The sequence below is a fragment of the Kordia algicida OT-1 genome, from assembly GCF_000154725.1.
GTDB classification, from domain to species: domain Bacteria; phylum Bacteroidota; class Bacteroidia; order Flavobacteriales; family Flavobacteriaceae; genus Kordia; species Kordia algicida.
On sequence record NZ_DS544873.1, the window covers coordinates 2,480,737 to 2,496,890 of the forward strand.

12 protein-coding genes are annotated in these 16,154 nt (G+C 33.1%); 2 read left to right on the plus strand and 10 right to left on the minus strand.

Annotated elements, in window-relative coordinates; all coding sequences use genetic code 11:
* Positions 1-140: 140 nt before the first annotated feature.
* From KAOT1_RS10680 to KAOT1_RS10690, 3 genes are read right to left on the minus strand one after another with little or no spacing between them, the layout of a single operon-like run.
* The gene (locus KAOT1_RS10680; RefSeq protein ID WP_007094814.1) at positions 141-1,463 is read right to left on the minus strand and encodes a TolC family protein; all 1,323 of its coding nucleotides are present in this window, start codon (positions 1,461-1,463) and stop codon (positions 141-143) included.
* Positions 1,456-2,166, minus strand: coding sequence for an ABC transporter ATP-binding protein (locus KAOT1_RS10685; RefSeq protein ID WP_007094815.1), 711 nt, complete (start codon positions 2,164-2,166; stop codon positions 1,456-1,458). Before KAOT1_RS10685 ends, KAOT1_RS10680 begins: the two co-directional genes overlap by 8 nt.
* Positions 2,167-2,194: 28 nt before the next feature.
* On the minus strand, positions 2,195-3,439 hold the full coding sequence (locus tag KAOT1_RS10690) for an efflux RND transporter periplasmic adaptor subunit (protein ID WP_007094816.1): 1,245 nt from the start codon (positions 3,437-3,439) through the stop codon (positions 2,195-2,197).
* Between the two features lie 293 nt (positions 3,440-3,732).
* On the opposite strand from KAOT1_RS10690, the gene KAOT1_RS10695 reads away from it, so the two are divergent.
* Together KAOT1_RS10695 and KAOT1_RS10700 are read left to right on the plus strand one after the other, a co-directional pair.
* Complete coding sequence (locus KAOT1_RS10695; protein WP_007094817.1) at positions 3,733-5,097, plus strand: sigma-54-dependent transcriptional regulator; 1,365 nt, start codon at positions 3,733-3,735, stop codon at positions 5,095-5,097.
* The gene (locus KAOT1_RS10700; protein ID WP_007094818.1) at positions 5,087-6,457 is read left to right on the plus strand and encodes a sensor histidine kinase; all 1,371 of its coding nucleotides are present in this window, start codon (positions 5,087-5,089) and stop codon (positions 6,455-6,457) included. Before KAOT1_RS10695 ends, KAOT1_RS10700 begins: the two co-directional genes overlap by 11 nt.
* A gap of 62 nt (positions 6,458-6,519) precedes the next feature.
* Here KAOT1_RS10700 and KAOT1_RS22905 read toward each other — a convergent pair whose 3' ends face one another.
* The 7 genes from KAOT1_RS22905 to KAOT1_RS10725 form a co-directional block, all read right to left on the minus strand.
* A complete protein-coding gene (locus KAOT1_RS22905) occupies positions 6,520-6,681 on the minus strand; it encodes a hypothetical protein (protein WP_007094819.1) in 162 nt (53 codons plus the stop codon).
* 156 nt (positions 6,682-6,837) lie between these two features.
* Complete coding sequence (locus KAOT1_RS10705) at positions 6,838-7,044, minus strand: hypothetical protein (protein ID WP_007094820.1); 207 nt, start codon at positions 7,042-7,044, stop codon at positions 6,838-6,840.
* Positions 7,045-7,124: 80 nt separating this feature from the next.
* Positions 7,125-7,286, minus strand: coding sequence for a hypothetical protein (locus KAOT1_RS22910; RefSeq protein ID WP_007094821.1), 162 nt, complete (start codon positions 7,284-7,286; stop codon positions 7,125-7,127).
* Positions 7,287-7,313: 27 nt separating this feature from the next.
* Entirely contained in the window at positions 7,314-8,570 is a 1,257-nt protein-coding gene (locus tag KAOT1_RS10710) for a KamA family radical SAM protein (protein WP_007094822.1), read from the minus strand.
* 83 nt (positions 8,571-8,653) lie between these two features.
* Entirely contained in the window at positions 8,654-9,625 is a 972-nt protein-coding gene (locus KAOT1_RS10715; RefSeq protein WP_007094823.1) for a TauD/TfdA family dioxygenase, read from the minus strand.
* 24 nt (positions 9,626-9,649) lie between these two features.
* A complete protein-coding gene (locus tag KAOT1_RS10720) occupies positions 9,650-11,251 on the minus strand; it encodes an MBL fold metallo-hydrolase (RefSeq protein WP_007094824.1) in 1,602 nt (533 codons plus the stop codon).
* Positions 11,252-11,326: 75 nt separating this feature from the next.
* Positions 11,327-16,154, minus strand: a 4,828-nt coding sequence (locus KAOT1_RS10725; protein WP_007094825.1) for a non-ribosomal peptide synthetase, incomplete at its 5' end; no start/stop codon positions are given.

Consider the following 16,154-nt stretch of genomic DNA (forward strand, 5'->3'; position numbering starts at 1 on the left):
TTGGTTATTTCTACTTGAAAACTTAAGGTGTAATTATGAAAGTGTAGAAATCATGTTGATTTTTGGAATGCATAAAAGGTTAAGTTCATGTTTTTTAAGTTATTTCCTAGAATCAACTATATACATTTTAAAATCTTCGCTTATAGTAAAGAATCAATGCTTCCTGTTAAAAATAGAAGTTCGTATCTGTTGTACATAAGCTGGTAATTTATTTGATTTAATAGCAAAGAAGCTTCTATATAGTTTCGCTGTGCTATTCCTAAATCTAAAGGGTTTCCTTGTCCCAAATAGTATCTTTCTTTTTCTAATTCGTAAGCTCTTTTGGCAGATTCTGTTTGATCTTCTCTGTAGATTACTTTCTTTTTGTTTGCCGAAATAGTATTAAGTAAATTTTTCAATTCAACGTAGATGTTGTTTTTTATTTGTACGACATCTAATTCTGAGTTTTGATAATCCTGCTTCGCTTTGTAAACTCTATTTCTAGTACTCATTCCATTAAAAACAGGAATGTTTACTGATAGTCCAATTGTATTGGTAATGTTATCTTTTAGAAATTGCTGATTAAACGTTCTTGCCTGAAAAGACGAGTATCGTGATCCATAATCATAATACAATGATAATGAAGGAATGTAAGCTGCACGTTGCAAACTTACCTGATATTTGTTCGCCAATGATTGTGCTTCAAGTTGTTTGTAGTCTTTACGATTCATCAATGCAATTTGATATAAACTATCAATATTGACATCACCGCTTATGATAACAGCTTCTAGATTTTTTTCTAGTTCAATTTCCTCCGCAGGATTCATGCGTAATAACAACATCAATTCATTCTTTTTTGAATTTAATACATTCAAATTGTCTTCTCTAGAAGATTTTAAACGACTCAATTCAGCATTTTGTGTATAAAAATCTTGTCCTGGTAAAGAACCTACTTTGATGAGTTCTTGCGTTCGTTTGACTTGTATTTCTTGTACATCACAAAACTTACTTAAAATTTCGTCTTGTTTGATAGCTTGTAAAGTTTCTAGATATCGCCCAACTACATTTAACGAGACAAAATCTTTAGTATATGCCAATTGTGCTTTTTGACTTTCATTATTGTACTTGGTAAGTTTTAAATCAGAAAGTTTATTTAATACATTTAAAATGTCCCAACTTGCCGTTATAGAAGCATTTACATATTGTCCTGTTTCTGTTCTTAACGTTCCTGTTAATTGATCGAAATTGGTTCCTGTTGATTCAAATAGGTTTCCAGAAGCATTTACACTAGGTAATAACGAAAGATATGCTCTTGTTTTATCGTTTCTAGTGCTGGCTTCATTATTTTTATCTTTAGCAACATCAACATTGTTTTCAATTGCCAATTGTAGTGCTTCGTTTAATGTCAGCACATCTTGGGCATTTACAACAATACTATTGCCTAAAAATAGAATTAATAAATATGTAAAAATTTGTTTATTCATTTTCAATGTTAGGTTCTAGTTCTTGAGACTTGTTTATGTTTTCAGTTACAATTTTTCCATCAAATAGATTGATGACACGATCTGCATATTTTGCATCTACCGCCGAGTGTGTTACCATTACAATGGTAGTTCCAGATTCGTTCAGTTCTTTTAGTAAGTTCATTACTTCTGTACCATTAGCAGAGTCCAAGTTACCTGTTGGTTCATCGGCAAGAATAATTTTCGGTTTTGTTACAATGGCTCTAGCAATAGCTACACGCTGTTGTTGTCCACCTGAAAGTTGTTGTGGGTAGTGGCTTTTTCTGTGCATGATTCCCATACGCTCTAAAGCTTCATTTACTTTTATTAAACGTTCAGCTTTTGATACTTTAAGATATAGTAATGGTAACTCAACATTTTCAAATACTGTCAATTCATCAATAAGGTTAAAACTTTGAAATACAAATCCGATGTTACCTTTTCGTAAGTTTGCTCTTTCTTTTTCAGAGTATTTCACAACTTCTTCATCTAAAAACCAATATTCTCCTCCAGAAGCACTATCTAAAAGACCTAAGATATTTAGCAGTGAAGATTTTCCACATCCACTAGGTCCCATTATAGCAATAAAATCACCTTTGTTTATTGTTAAACTTATTTCATTTACAGCAGTAGTTTCTACTTCATCGCTGATATATACTTTTAATAATTTATTAATTTTAATCATATCTTTTGTCCTTATGTTTATTATTTATTTACCACACTAATTCTTCATTTTCTCCAAAGGTACTGTATGAAGAAATAATGACGCGTTCTCCTGGATTCAATCCATCAATCACCTCGTAATGAGCTGTGTTACGTCGTCCAAGTCGTATGGGTCTTTTTATTGCTTTGTTTGTACCATCTTCTACAAAAATCCAGTTTCCTCCAGTACTTTGGTAAAATCCGCCTACAGGAATTAGTGTTGCTATTGAAGGGTTTCCTAATTCGATTTTTAATCGTAATGATTGTCCACGACGAATACTTTCTGGAATGGCTTCCATAAATTGCATATCTACATCAAATCGTCCGTTTGTAATATTTGGATACACGTAGGTAATTTGAAGTTCGTAGGTTTTATTTGCGATTTCGGTAGTTGCACGAAGTCCTTTTTTAATTTTAGATAAATATAATTCATCTACAGGAACTCTCACTTTGTAAACACCTGAAATATCAACCTGTCCAATACGTTCTCCCTTATTAATATTTTGTCCTTCTTGTAATTGTGGTGAAGATAACTGTCCGTCAATTGGTGCTTTTATAATTAGATTGTCTAATATTTGACGCACACCTTCTAAGTTTTCTAACATACTTGCTTCTGAAGAACGTAATTGTTTTAATTGTAATACACGTGCTGTAGAATCGCTCTCAAAAGCTTTTAATGTAAATATTTTTCTTTTTACATTGTATTTATAATCTGCTTCTGTACGCTCGTATACTTGCTTTGAGATCAGTTGTTTTTTGTAAAGTATACTATCTCTTTTGTATTGCGGTTTTAGAATTTGTAACTGATTTTCAATTTGTGCCAATTCTTGTTTCTTCGTTAAGAAGTTTTGATCCAATTGAAGTCGCGTTGTACGAATTCTGTTAATTTGTTCGTTCAGCGAATTTTCCTGACTTAAAACACTTAATCGTAAATTGATATTTTCTAATTCTACAATTTTATCTCCTTTTTTAACGTCTGCACCACTTTCTTTGAAGATTTTGGTAATATTTCCACCTTCAACTGCATCCAAATAATATGTTCTTCCTGGAATTACTTCTCCAAGTTGTATAATATATTCTTGAAAGTCGCCACGTTCAACATTTGAAAATGCTACTTTGGCTGGGTCAATTTTTAAGGTAGATTTGTTTTCACGTAACAAGAAGTAATACAAGAGAAATCCTATAAAGAAAACACCCAATGCAATTGAGGCTATTTTTTTATTTGTCCACTTTTTTTTGGCGATCTTTTTATCCATGCTATTTATGCTATTAAATTTTCTATCCTCTTAGCAACATGCGTACCACTTTTTACTATGAACTCATAAACAACATGTTACCTCAAAACGCCCAATTTTACAAGTGTTCGATATCGAACACTTTTGTCCGAAATCGAACAGTTTTTTTCGTTTCCGAACGCAAAAGAAACACCGTTTTACACTTTCAAAAAGAAGCTAAATTGGTTGGTTTCTTGAATAAAAGTGTATTTTTGTTATGCACATGTTTTTAAATTTTTATATTAATTAAAAAGATGTTTTAAAAAAGTACTTACATGGCTACACCTCAAAAATCTGGAAGCATTTTAATCGTGGACGATCATCACGATATTCTTATTGCTGCAAAGTTATTTTTGAAACGTTATTTTGCTCATATTGAAATTACAACTGACCCTGAAAGAATTCCAAGTATTTTGGCAAATCAACAATTTGATGTAGTGTTGTTAGATATGAATTTCACAAAGGATATTAGTAGCGGAAAAGAAGGATTTGATTGGCTTCAAAGAATTCAAAATATGGACGCAACACTTCCTATTGTAATGATGACAGCGTATGGCGATATTCAATTAGCAATAAAAGCTATGAAAATGGGCGCTACCGATTTTGTGCTAAAACCTTGGGAGAATGAGGCTTTTTTAAAAACATTGAAAGATGCCATTCAAAAACAGAAAAGTGAAAGTGCTAATCCTACTGAAAATTACCAACGAAAGTTTCCAAATATTATTGGTGAAAGCGAACCAATGCTTGCGGTTTTTAATGTAATTGATAAAATTGCTGCCACGGATGCAAATGTTCTAGTTTTAGGTGAGAATGGTACTGGAAAAGAACTGATCGCAAGAGCAATTCACAAACATTCTGACAGAGCTCAAGCACCTTTTGTTAGTGTCGATTTAGGTTCTATAAGTGCATCTTTATTTGAAAGTGAACTGTTTGGACATAAAAAAGGGGCTTTTACTGATGCACGTGAAGACCGAGTTGGACGTTTTGAACTCGCACAAGGCGGAACATTGTTTTTGGATGAAATTGGTAACTTATCACCACACCTTCAATCAAAATTATTAACTGCATTACAGAGTAGAAAAATAGTGCGCGTTGGTAGTACTAAAGAAATCCCTATTGATATTCGTTTGGTATGCGCAACAAATATGGCGCTTTCTGATATGATTTCTAAAAAGGAATTTAGGCAAGATTTGTTGTATCGAATTAATACTATTGAAATTGATCTGCCACCGTTGCGCGAACGAAAAGGCGATATTTTGTTATTAGCAGATTATTATTTGGAACAGTACTCCAAGAAATATCAAAAAAACATGGAAGGATTTCACAAAGATGCTTATGCAGCTTTAAAAAGCTATTCTTGGCCAGGTAATATTCGTGAATTACAGCATACTATAGAGCGTGCTGTGATTATGAGTGGCACTCCAATGTTATCTACAGATGATTTTCAACTAAAAAAACAAACTTCCAATAGAGCAATTTTAGATGATTCTTGGGATGACACATCGACATTGCACGATATTGAAAAACAACACATTAAGAAAGTTATGACTACGCATGATGGAAATATTTCCTCTGCCGCAGAACAACTTGGAATTACAAGAGCGTCACTCTATAGAAGATTAAAAAAATATGGTCTTTAATAGATTTCAACTTCAAATAATAATTTATCTTATTGGCATTTGCCTAAGCTTCACTACTGCGCTGTATTTGATTATTGTGATTGGAAATTTCCCAGCCGTTTTTGGAGGAATTTTAGCTTCTATTGTTGGAGCTATTCTGTTTCGATATTTATACCTTTTTATTGCTAAAACAAATCGAAAATTACAGCGTTTTATAGATTCTATTAAGTATTCAGATTTTGTATTAAAGTTTTCATCAGATGATAAACTTGATCAGAATTTTAAAGGATTGAACAACTCTTTCAATGCTATTTTGGAAGCTTTTAGAAAAGAGCGTGCTTCCAAAGAAGAAAATTTACAATATTTAAAAACCATTTTACAGCAAGTAAATACGGGACTTATGGTTGTACACAGTGACGGAAGTGTCGTTTTGGTAAATGATAGAGCGAAGAAAATTATCAGTTTGAGAAGAATAAAACATATTGACGAACTGAAATCTGTGGATGAACGTCTGTATAAAATTTTAAGTTCTTTTAGTGTTAACACTAATTATTTACTAGATTTTTTAGACAATACACAATTAATCATACGTTCTACTTCATTGAAAATAAAAAGTAAAACTGTTCGGATTTTTACATTTCAAAATATTTACTCTGAGTTGCAACAGAAAGAGATTGAATCATGGCAAAATCTTATTAAAATTTTACGCCACGAAATTATGAATAGTATTACGCCAATTAGCTCGCTTAATGCGACATTGCGTGATATTTTGGATAAAGACTTAATGCTAGATGCAGATAATTTTATATTGCCCGAAGAAAGTGTAGAGGATTTGAAAGAAGGTTTGAGTACTATTGAAAATAGAACTGACGGATTGATAAAGTTTATTGATTCGTATCGTGCGTATTCCAATCTTCCCAAACCAAATTTTGAGCAACTGAATTTAAAAGAATTGGTTCAGAAAACGTGTCAACTGTTAGATCCGGAAGTTAGCAAAGCTGGAATTGCCTTTTCGCAATCATTTTCGGCGGAAGCTATAAAAATTAAAGGCGATGCCAATTTGTTAGAAATGGTACTTATCAATCTTGTCAAAAATGCCATTCAGGCAAATGAAGGTGTTGAAAATGCTCGTATTGAAATTACCGTTGGAAAAGATACAAAGAGAAATCCTTTTATTGCTGTGAAAGATAATGGCAAAGGAATAGTCCCAGAAGCTGTCGATAAAATTTTTATGCCATTTTTTACTACAAAAAAGGTTGGCACTGGTATTGGATTGAGTCTTTCCAAACAAATTATGCAATTGCATCACGGAACGTTGTCTGTGAAATCTGAAGAAGGAGAACAAACTATTTTTACTTTAAAATTTCTGCAAACCACTTAAGAAGACATAAAAAAGCCCAAACATAAAATATATTTGGGCACTTATATATAGAATTTCGTTAATCATGCTTTGTCATCAAAACATCCGTTTCCGTAATCTTTTGAATATTCGTAATTACATAATGCACTTGTGTAAGAACCTGCAACTCCTCCATTGATTTGCGCTTCTATCAATTTTGAAACTACTTGCTTTTGTAATGCTAGTTTTTTGAAACTTTTTTTCATAATGTATAGGTTTAAAAATAGTATCTTCATTGAGACTATTTTGTATGCAATTACAGTTTAGGTTTTTAGGGAGAAAACACTATGGTGTACTTATTTCTGACAAAATAGTGGATACCTTTTGTAGATTCACCCTAATTTGTGTGACCACAATTCACGCTATTTTATACCACAGGCATTTCCGTAATCTTTAGAGTATTGTGGACCTCCTCCGCAAAAACCTGAACATGCATTTCCGTAATCTCTAGAGTATTGCGGACCTCCTCCACAAAAATCTGAACCAGCAGCAGCTCCTACTATTCTATTAGTTAATAACTTTGAAACGGTTTGCTTTTCTAAGCTAAGTTTTTTGAAACTTTTTTTCATAATGTATAGGTTTTTAAATTGTCTCTTCATTGAGACGATATCGTATGCAATTACAGTAAGGTATTTAGAAGAATTATATACTATCGTTCCGAATTGGCAGTTCCATTACAATTAACAGGTGCTGTTTCACAGTTACAAGTGTAATTTCCTGTAAAATTCACTTGACCTCCCACAACCTCAGATAAAGTTATTTTTGAGATTATCTGTCTTTCTAATTGTAATTTTTTACTTCTTTTCTTCATAATAGTAAGGTTTAAATTGGTTAAAAATTAATAATTAGGTACTTCTTCTTTTACTTCAACTAAATCATCAATCCACATTGGATTTGGTGTTATCGGTTCTGCTATGAACGTCTTGAAAGTTTTTGAATGATCTCTGTGTTTTACATAGCGTAATGTGTATGAATTATTTTTAACACCCAAGATTTCTACTTTTCCATGCGTCATTGACATTACAGGACCTTTTGCCGTAGACGCCAATCCTGAACAGTTGCGAATTGCTTCGGTGTAGAGTTTATGTGCATTTTCTAAGGTTTCAGCAAAATAATGTTGCGCTCCTGTATCTCTTGGTAAAAACATATAGTAAGGAATACACCCCAACTGCACTTGTTTTTCCCACATCGTTGTCCAAGTTTTTGCATCGTTATTGATGAATCGCAATAGTGGAGATTGTGTGCGAATTACTGCGCCAATGCTTCTTAGTTTGTCAATTGCTTCTTTTACTACTGGCGGCTCTAATTCTTTTGGATGATTAAAGTGTGCCATGAATCCTAAATGCTTTCCAGCTTTTGTTATTTTTCGTAACACATTCAACATTCCTTCTGCATCTTCATCAGTTGTAAATTTATAGGGCCAATAACTTAGTGCTTTGGTTCCAATACGAATGGTTTTGATGCTGTCTACTTTGAGTAATGGCTCAATATATGAGTCTAATACACGAGAGTTCATAATCATTGGATCACCACCTGTGAATAATACTTCTGTAATTTGAGGATTTTCACTTAAGTATTTCAACAGCGGATCAATTTCTTTTGATTGAATTTTAAAATCTAAATCATTAATAAATTGTGGCCATCGAAAGCAGAATGTGCAGTATGCATGACAAGTTTGGCTTTGACTAGGAAAGAATAATAAGATATCTTTGTATTTATGTTGGATTCCTTCTAGTTTTTTTTCTTCGAGAAAGGCACCATTGAGCTCTTTTTGTCCTGCCGGATGCGGATTTAATTTCATTCGGATGTTGTAAATCACTTCTTTAAGTTCCTCTTTTGTTCCTGTAGCTCTTACGCGCTTTAGTTGCTCAAAGTGTTCAGGAATTAACATTTCCTTATGCGGAAAGTTTAAGCGAAATATAGGATCGTTTGGTATATTATTCCAATCAATTAGATTTTCAAGCACGTAATTATTTGTCTTGAAAGGATAAATTGAGCTAACAATTTTTATTTCTTCCATTTGTTCTTCACTGAGTCCACTTAATTGAGGAATTTTTTCAAGTTTATTTAATGTATATGATTTGAATTTTTGCATGTTCAATTTATTGATTTATAGATTTTTTTTACAATATTACGCTTCATGCATAATGTTGTATACTTTATTTGAGTATGACAGGATTATCCCATTGACGCTAAAATACTTCGATCGCCAGTAAATGGTAATCTTCCATGCAAAGCAGTCATATTATCTACCATTAGTAAATCCCCTTTTTGCCAAGGTACAGGTATTGTAATATCATCTAGTACTTGAATTATATTTTCGATGTATTCTTTTTTAATTTCTGTTCCATCACCAAAACGTGAAAACATAGGCAAAGCATCTTCTTCACCACCATTCATTATTAGTAAAGTTTCGAATATTTCTTCTTCATACATCGCAGCTGGAAAAAACTGATCTACTTGATTGAACCATAATTTTTCACCTGTAATTGGGTGTTTTCTAATTGCGGGTCTGTGTTGTGTTAATCGCACAAGACCATCTTTTTTCCACTCTACTTCAATTCCATTTTCTTTACAATATGCTTCCATGGAACTTTTGTCTTCTGTTTCAAATGCTTCTTGCCATGATGGACCTAAACCTTTTCCTGAATGCAAGTTTCTGATGTATGTGATTCCTTTTTCTTCGAAAGCTTCTACTACTTCAGGCTTTATTAATTCTAATGCCTTTTTAGAGTCTCCTACAGTTGTTTCGCCTCCCGTTGTTGCTGGAGTTTGACAGCAAAAAAAGATCTTTTTTGGATATAAGTTTGAATATGAGAATTCTGTGTGTAATCGAACTATAGAAGCTTCATCATATTCAGAAGCATTATATACATTTGATGAGTATTTTCCTCGTGAAGAGTTTCCATCTAAAAAAGCTGGTGCTTTTGGACATAACTTTTGCATTAAACTTCCAAATTTATCTACATCGTCAATATTGATTCCTACTACATGAATGGCTCCAACATGCATTAAACGATCTTCGATAACTTCTTTGTTTTCTTCGTAATATGCTAAAAACTTATCCATACTTCCATTTTTGAAAGTAATAGTCATAGGATATTTGTCTTCTTCAACAATGATGTCTTCGTGTGCTATTAGTGTTTTCATTTTTTCTGATTCGGTTTATAGTTATTAGTTAATTTCGTAGTGTAATTCCTTTTCACCATATAAGCGTTCTGCTTCTATGTTATTGTCTTTGCAGTGATTGATAAGGTTGTTTGAAGCTACTATTGGATGCGCTTCTTCATCGTATCGAACACTACTAATAAATTCTACCCAAGGCTCTAATCCCATGGCGTAGACATATAGTTCTTTGGGTTTGAATGATTTTACCAATCCTTTCCCTCTTTCAAAGTTTGATCCTGCGAGTCTTCTGCTATTGTCAACTTCTCGATCTACTTCTTTTTCTATTAATGGTCCGTAAACCCACGAAAAAGGAGCTCCGTCACATTCCATTCCTAAGAATATTACATCTATAGAGCCTATGTGTTTTGCGACAATATCGTAGAGTTTAGGTTCTATATTACAGGAATCTGCCATAAACATCATCGAGTTTTTCCCAATGTTGACAGCGTAACATATTTTTGCCTGAATGTCCAAATCACCGTGTTCTCCCAGGAAAGGGATACCCGTAATTTTACAATCATTAGTTTCTATAGTTTCCATTTCGCCCAATTCTATTACGTTGTCAAAACCAATGGTTTGTAACATTAATTTTAGATTAGGATCTTGAAGATTTCCTGTAGCACCTTTTGGAACCACAATATTTTTAACCATATGACGTAAACTCAACATGGTTTCAAATAGAATATGATCTTGGTGATTGTGAGTGATGAGTACGTAATCAATTTCTTCTGGCAAATCTTGCAATGAATATCTATTGACTTCATTTTGATATCCGTAATAACTAATTACTGGATCTACTAAAATAGAAATATCTTTGGTTTCAATTAAGATACAAGCATGTCCATAGTAACGCATTCTAATTTTATCACCAGTATATTTTTTATATTTTTCTGGCTTTTCAGTGGTAAAAAAGGATTCAAATAATGCTTTTTGGTCTTCCCTTATATTGAAATCTTTGAGCAAACTATCTAGTGTATCAGCTACATTTCGCATGCTGCACATTTTATCGATAGCTTTATTTGCAAAAGGCGTATTGATTTCTAAACAGTTCTTTTCAGGCAATCTTGCAGTACTTAATACAAAAGGACGTTCATCATTTTCTGTCAACCAAAGTGTGATACTTTGTGCATCTTCATTGTAGTATTCACTTTTATACATGAGACTTTCAAATATTCTGAAAGAAGGATTTCCGTTAAGATCATAATTGAGTTCCACATATCCTTTTAGTATTTCTGGCACTTTATCATACAGAGGTTCTAACGAATGACCGTCTCCGTGCTTTTCAAGCAACCTTGTTAGCTCATGAAAGGCTTCTGCCAATTCTAACATTGGTTTTCGTTCTTCAACCGCTTGTTTTATGAGTCCTTGAACTTCTTCCTTTCGGTTAGAGTTGTAGTTCATAAAAGGACCTCCAAGCATTTTAGGGTTTCGTGTAGCTGCCATGTGAATGTTTGGTGCTTGCACGTATGAATTCATTATTTTTAAATGCCTCGATTTGATATTCATTGCCGATGTAGGCGGATAAATTAAATGTGTCCAAGCATACCATTTATCTATTAACGGTTCTAAAACGACATTGGGTTTTAGATATACTTTTTGATTTTCCATTTATTATTTTGATAATTTTCTATTGAATACAATAGTGTTATGATTTATTATTTTTTAATGAGACTGTTCGTATCGTTATACAGTGATTGCTAGTAATTCTTGTGCTATGATTTCGATGTTTTTCGATAATTGGATAGCATCATAGTGATTTCCTTCAAGGTAGATATGCTCAAATTTTCCAGTAGTATATTTTTTCCAATCTTTCATGTTCAAAAATTTATTACTGATGTTTTTCTTCGTTTTGAAAGCGATGATATCTCCTTTTACTTTTCCTCGTTGTTTGTATTTATTGTTGAGCTCAATATTGTTTTTCCATAATTTTTGAATACGCGTTGTTTGTTCTTGGTTGTATTCAAAATTTCTTAACCAACCTTCGAGGTATCGTAATTCATTCTGAGTAGATTGTTTTACTTCTTCAGTAAGTTTTGGTTTTCTTCTACTAATATTTCGATCAATTAATAATAAACGAGTTTCATATCCTTTATCTTCTAATATTTTAGCTGTCTCGAATACGATACTAGCTCCTAATGAGAATCCTATTAAGGTTACTTTTTTAGGAGAACTCTCTTTCATAATTTGTCGAGAAAAATTCCATGCTTTATCCTCCAAACTTTTATCAAAAGGTTGATCAAAATCAAATCCGTTGTCTTGGACTCCGTAACAGTTAAAGTCATCTTTTAATAGTTTAACGATTCCCATGTATGCTAGTGAAGTTCCCATGAGTGGTGGTAAGAAAAATAGATCTTCTCTTTTTTCTACAATATCTGTAAGCGTAATGATGTTATTAAAGTCTCTTTGATATGTATTTGTAAGTTCTACTAAATCTTTTATAAAAGGTGCATTAATCACATCTCCAAGATTTAATCTCAGGTTCATTTCCTCGTTTATTCTAGATACCATTTGAAGTGCTTTCATAGAATGTCCACCAATCTCAAAGAAGTTATCTTCAACACCAATTTCTTCTCGATCTAAGATACTTTTCCAAATTTCTACCATTTGCACTTCACTTTCGTTCGTTGGTGCTACATATTTGGTTGTTGATATTTCCGTTGGTTTTGGCAACGCTTTTTTATCAATTTTTCCATTTAGCGTAAGCGGGAATTTTTCTATTTGAATGAAATATTCTGGAATCATGTATGATGGTAAATAGTCTCTTAGATATTCTTTGAGATCTTTCTTTTCCAATACTTCATCCGACATAAAATATGCCACTAAGTATTCATCTTCTGCAACAGCAAATACGTTTACTAATACTTGACTTATTTCTGGATGAGTTTCTAAATTACTTTCAATTTCTCCTAGTTCAATACGCAATCCTCTAATATTTACTTGCGCATCGTTACGACCTATGAATTCAATGTTTCCATCTGCCAACCATTTTGCTACGTCTCCTGTTTTGTATAAACGTCCTTCTCCAAACGGATTTGGAATAAATGCTGCATTTGTAAGTTCTTCGTTATTTATATAACCTCTTGCAATACCTGCACCACCAATGTAAAGTTCGCCTTCAAAACCTATAGGCATTAAGTTTAGATGTTTGTCTAATATATATGCTTCTTTGTTTTTTATAGGTTTTCCTATTGGAACATCTCTGTCTTCAAAAGCTTTGTCTACTTTAAAAACAGTACTTACTACAACAGCTTCTGTTGGTCCGTAGTTGTTATATAGTGTAAATGGTACATCATCAAAAGTTCCTAAGGTGTCTCCTCCTGTTAGAATTTTAATGTTAGGATTGATTTCTTTTCCAGATTTCTGCAAGAATTTACATGCCGCAGTTGGTAAGAATACTTGATTGATTTCTTTTTCATGAATCCAATCGAGCAAGTTGTCAAAACCTGTTTCTTGTTTTTCTGCAGCCATGTATATGGTTGCACCATTTAAGATTGCTGGCCAAAATTCCCAGACACTTGCATCAAAACTGATACTTGCGTACATACTTACTCTAGTTTCATGTGTTAAGTCATAATATTCTGTATGCCATTCACAAAGATTTATGAGTCCTTCCTGCTCTATCATGACTCCTTTTGGTTTTCCTGTAGAACCTGAAGTGTATATTACATACGCCAAATTGGTTGGTATACTTTCATTTTTGAAATTGGCTGTTGGATAGTTATCAACTTGATACCATTCTTGTGGTACTTTGAAAGTTTCTGCGACAAGTTCTTTTTCAAAATAATCTGTCAACACCAATTGAACATTTGCGTCTGTAAGTTGGTAATTGATACGCTCTACAGGCGATTTTGCATTGATTGGTAAATATGCAGCTCCTGTTTTTGCAATTGCAAGTATGCTTATTGCTAACCATTCATTGTGTTCAGCGATGATTCCAATAATATCTTCTGGTTTTGCATTGTACTTGTTTTTCAGATATTGAGCGAGTTTATTTGCTTTCTCGTTGAGTTCGTTGTACGTAACTTCATATTCTCCATCAACAATAGCAATTCTGTTTCCATGTATAGCAACTTGTGCTTCAAATAGTTCATTTAAAGTTTTCTCTGGAGCTATGATATTCGTTTCTTCTTTCTTTGAAAAAGTAGTTGCTATAAGTTCTCTTTCTTCTTTTGCAAGATAATCTAAACTATAGATATCCATTTCTGGGTTTTTCGTAATCATTTTCAATAATTGAATGATATGCGTTCCCATTTTTTCAATACGCTCTTTGAAAAATATATCTGTATCATATTCTACAGACATTATTAATTCTCCATCACGCTCTCTGAAATAGTAAGTAAGATCAAACTTACTTATTGGCATTTGCACATTGGTTTCTTCAACTTCCATGTCTGCAAATTTCATCGCACTTTCTTCTGTCATATTTGCGTCTTGTAATACAACCATGACATCAATTATTGGCGACCTACTTAAATCACGCGTTACTTTTAAATCATCTACCAATTTATCAAAAGGATAAATTCGGTGATCGAACGCTTCCAATACTGTTGTTTTAACAGTTTGTAAGAAGCTTAAGAAGGAATCATTTTCTTCATAGTCACTTTTAAATGCAAGCGTATTAGAGTAAAAACCAATTTGATCTTCTAAGTCCGTATGACTTCTTCCTGAAATTGCAGTTCCAATTGTTAATTCGTCATTTTCAGTATATCTAATCAACATCGTTTTGACTAATGTCAATAATCCCATAAATAGCGTACTACTTTCACTAGACAGTAATTTTTGGAATGTTTTTGTCGTTTCCTTATCAATTTTAAAGTATAAACGATCTCCATTAAATCTACGTGAAGGCGGACGTGTCATATCAGTTGTAATATCTAACGACTGTGGATCGCCTCCGAGTTTGTCTAACCAATACCCTTTGTGATGTTTTAAATTTTCTCCACTTAGTTCTTTTTGTTGCCAAACAGCAAAGTCTTTGTATTGAATGTTTAAGGTTGGTAATTCTGGTGTATTCCCATTTATTAACGCATTGTAAATAATAACTATTTCTTTGTTTAAAACCTGTAATGACCACTCATCACCAATAATATGATGTATGTTGAAGAAAAATAAGTATTCTGTATCTGTTGTTTGATATAAACCTACTTTTATTAGCAAGTCTTCCCCTAAATCGAATATTTCTTGCGAAGCATTTTGTCCTAATCCTATTGCAAACGCTCTCGGATCTTCTTCGTTTCTTAAGTCTACATAATCTATATCGAAGTTGATTTCTTCAATTGGTGTAATTTTTTGACGTGGTTCTTCTTTAGTTTCAATAAAAACTGTTCTAAACACTTCATGACGCTCAATAATTTTTTCAAATGTTTGTTTTAAAATGTCTTTATCTAGGTTTCCTTCAATCCAATAACTGTATGGCATATTGTATACTTCACCAGAACTTTCTAGTTTTTCTAATATCCAAATACGTTTTTGTGGATATGACGGCGGATAGCTTTCTTGTAAAGCCACTTTAGTAATTGGTGTATATTCTTCAAAATTTCCATTGATGATAAGATTTGCTAAATCACCCAATACAGGATACATGAAAATATTCTTTAATTCTACTTTCTTAGAGAATACTTTGTAAATTCTTGATACTATTTGAATTCCTTTGAGTGAGTGTCCACCAAGCTCAAAGAAGTTGTCTTTGATGCCGATTTCTTCTTTGTTTAATACTTCTTCCCAAATTGCTACAAGTGCATGCTCCGTTTCGTTGGTTGGAGCTACGTATTCTCTAACCAATTCCGCCGTTGGATTTGGCAATGCTCGTTTGTCTATCTTTCCGTTTGGTGTTAGTGGAAAGACTTCCATACTGATTAAATACGTCGGAATCATGTATTCTGGCAAACAATCCAATAAATGAGTTCTTAATGATGAACTTTCAACTCCTTTGCCTGTGTAATAACCTGCCAAGTATTTCTCGCCATCTAACTCCATTCCTACTACTACACTTTGTTGCACGCCTTCATAGCTTAACATCGCTGATACAATTTCTTCCAATTCTATACGATAACCACGTATTTTGATTTGATGATCGATTCTACCATAGTATTTAATACTTCCGGATTCATTCCAACTACACAAATCGCCCGTGTTGTACATCACCGTATTTTCTTGATACGGATGATCTATGAATTGCTTTTTCGTGAGTTCTTCCTTGTTTTGATAACCAACTGCGATTCCTGCTCCACTCATATACAAGGTTCCAATTACTCCTACAGGAACTAATTGAAGATTTGCATCTAATATGTATGATTGCATGTTGTCTACAGGTCGTCCGATGTAAGCAATGTCTTGTGTCTTTTCTACTTTTTTGTACGTTGAGTATACCGTTGTTTCAGTGGGTCCGTACATATTCCAAATCGTTTGAGAAGAATCGATCAACGATTGTCCAAGGGATAAGGATAAAGCTTCTCCTCCTGTGATGACACGAACCCTATCGCTTCCTTTCCAACCTGCATCTACTAACATT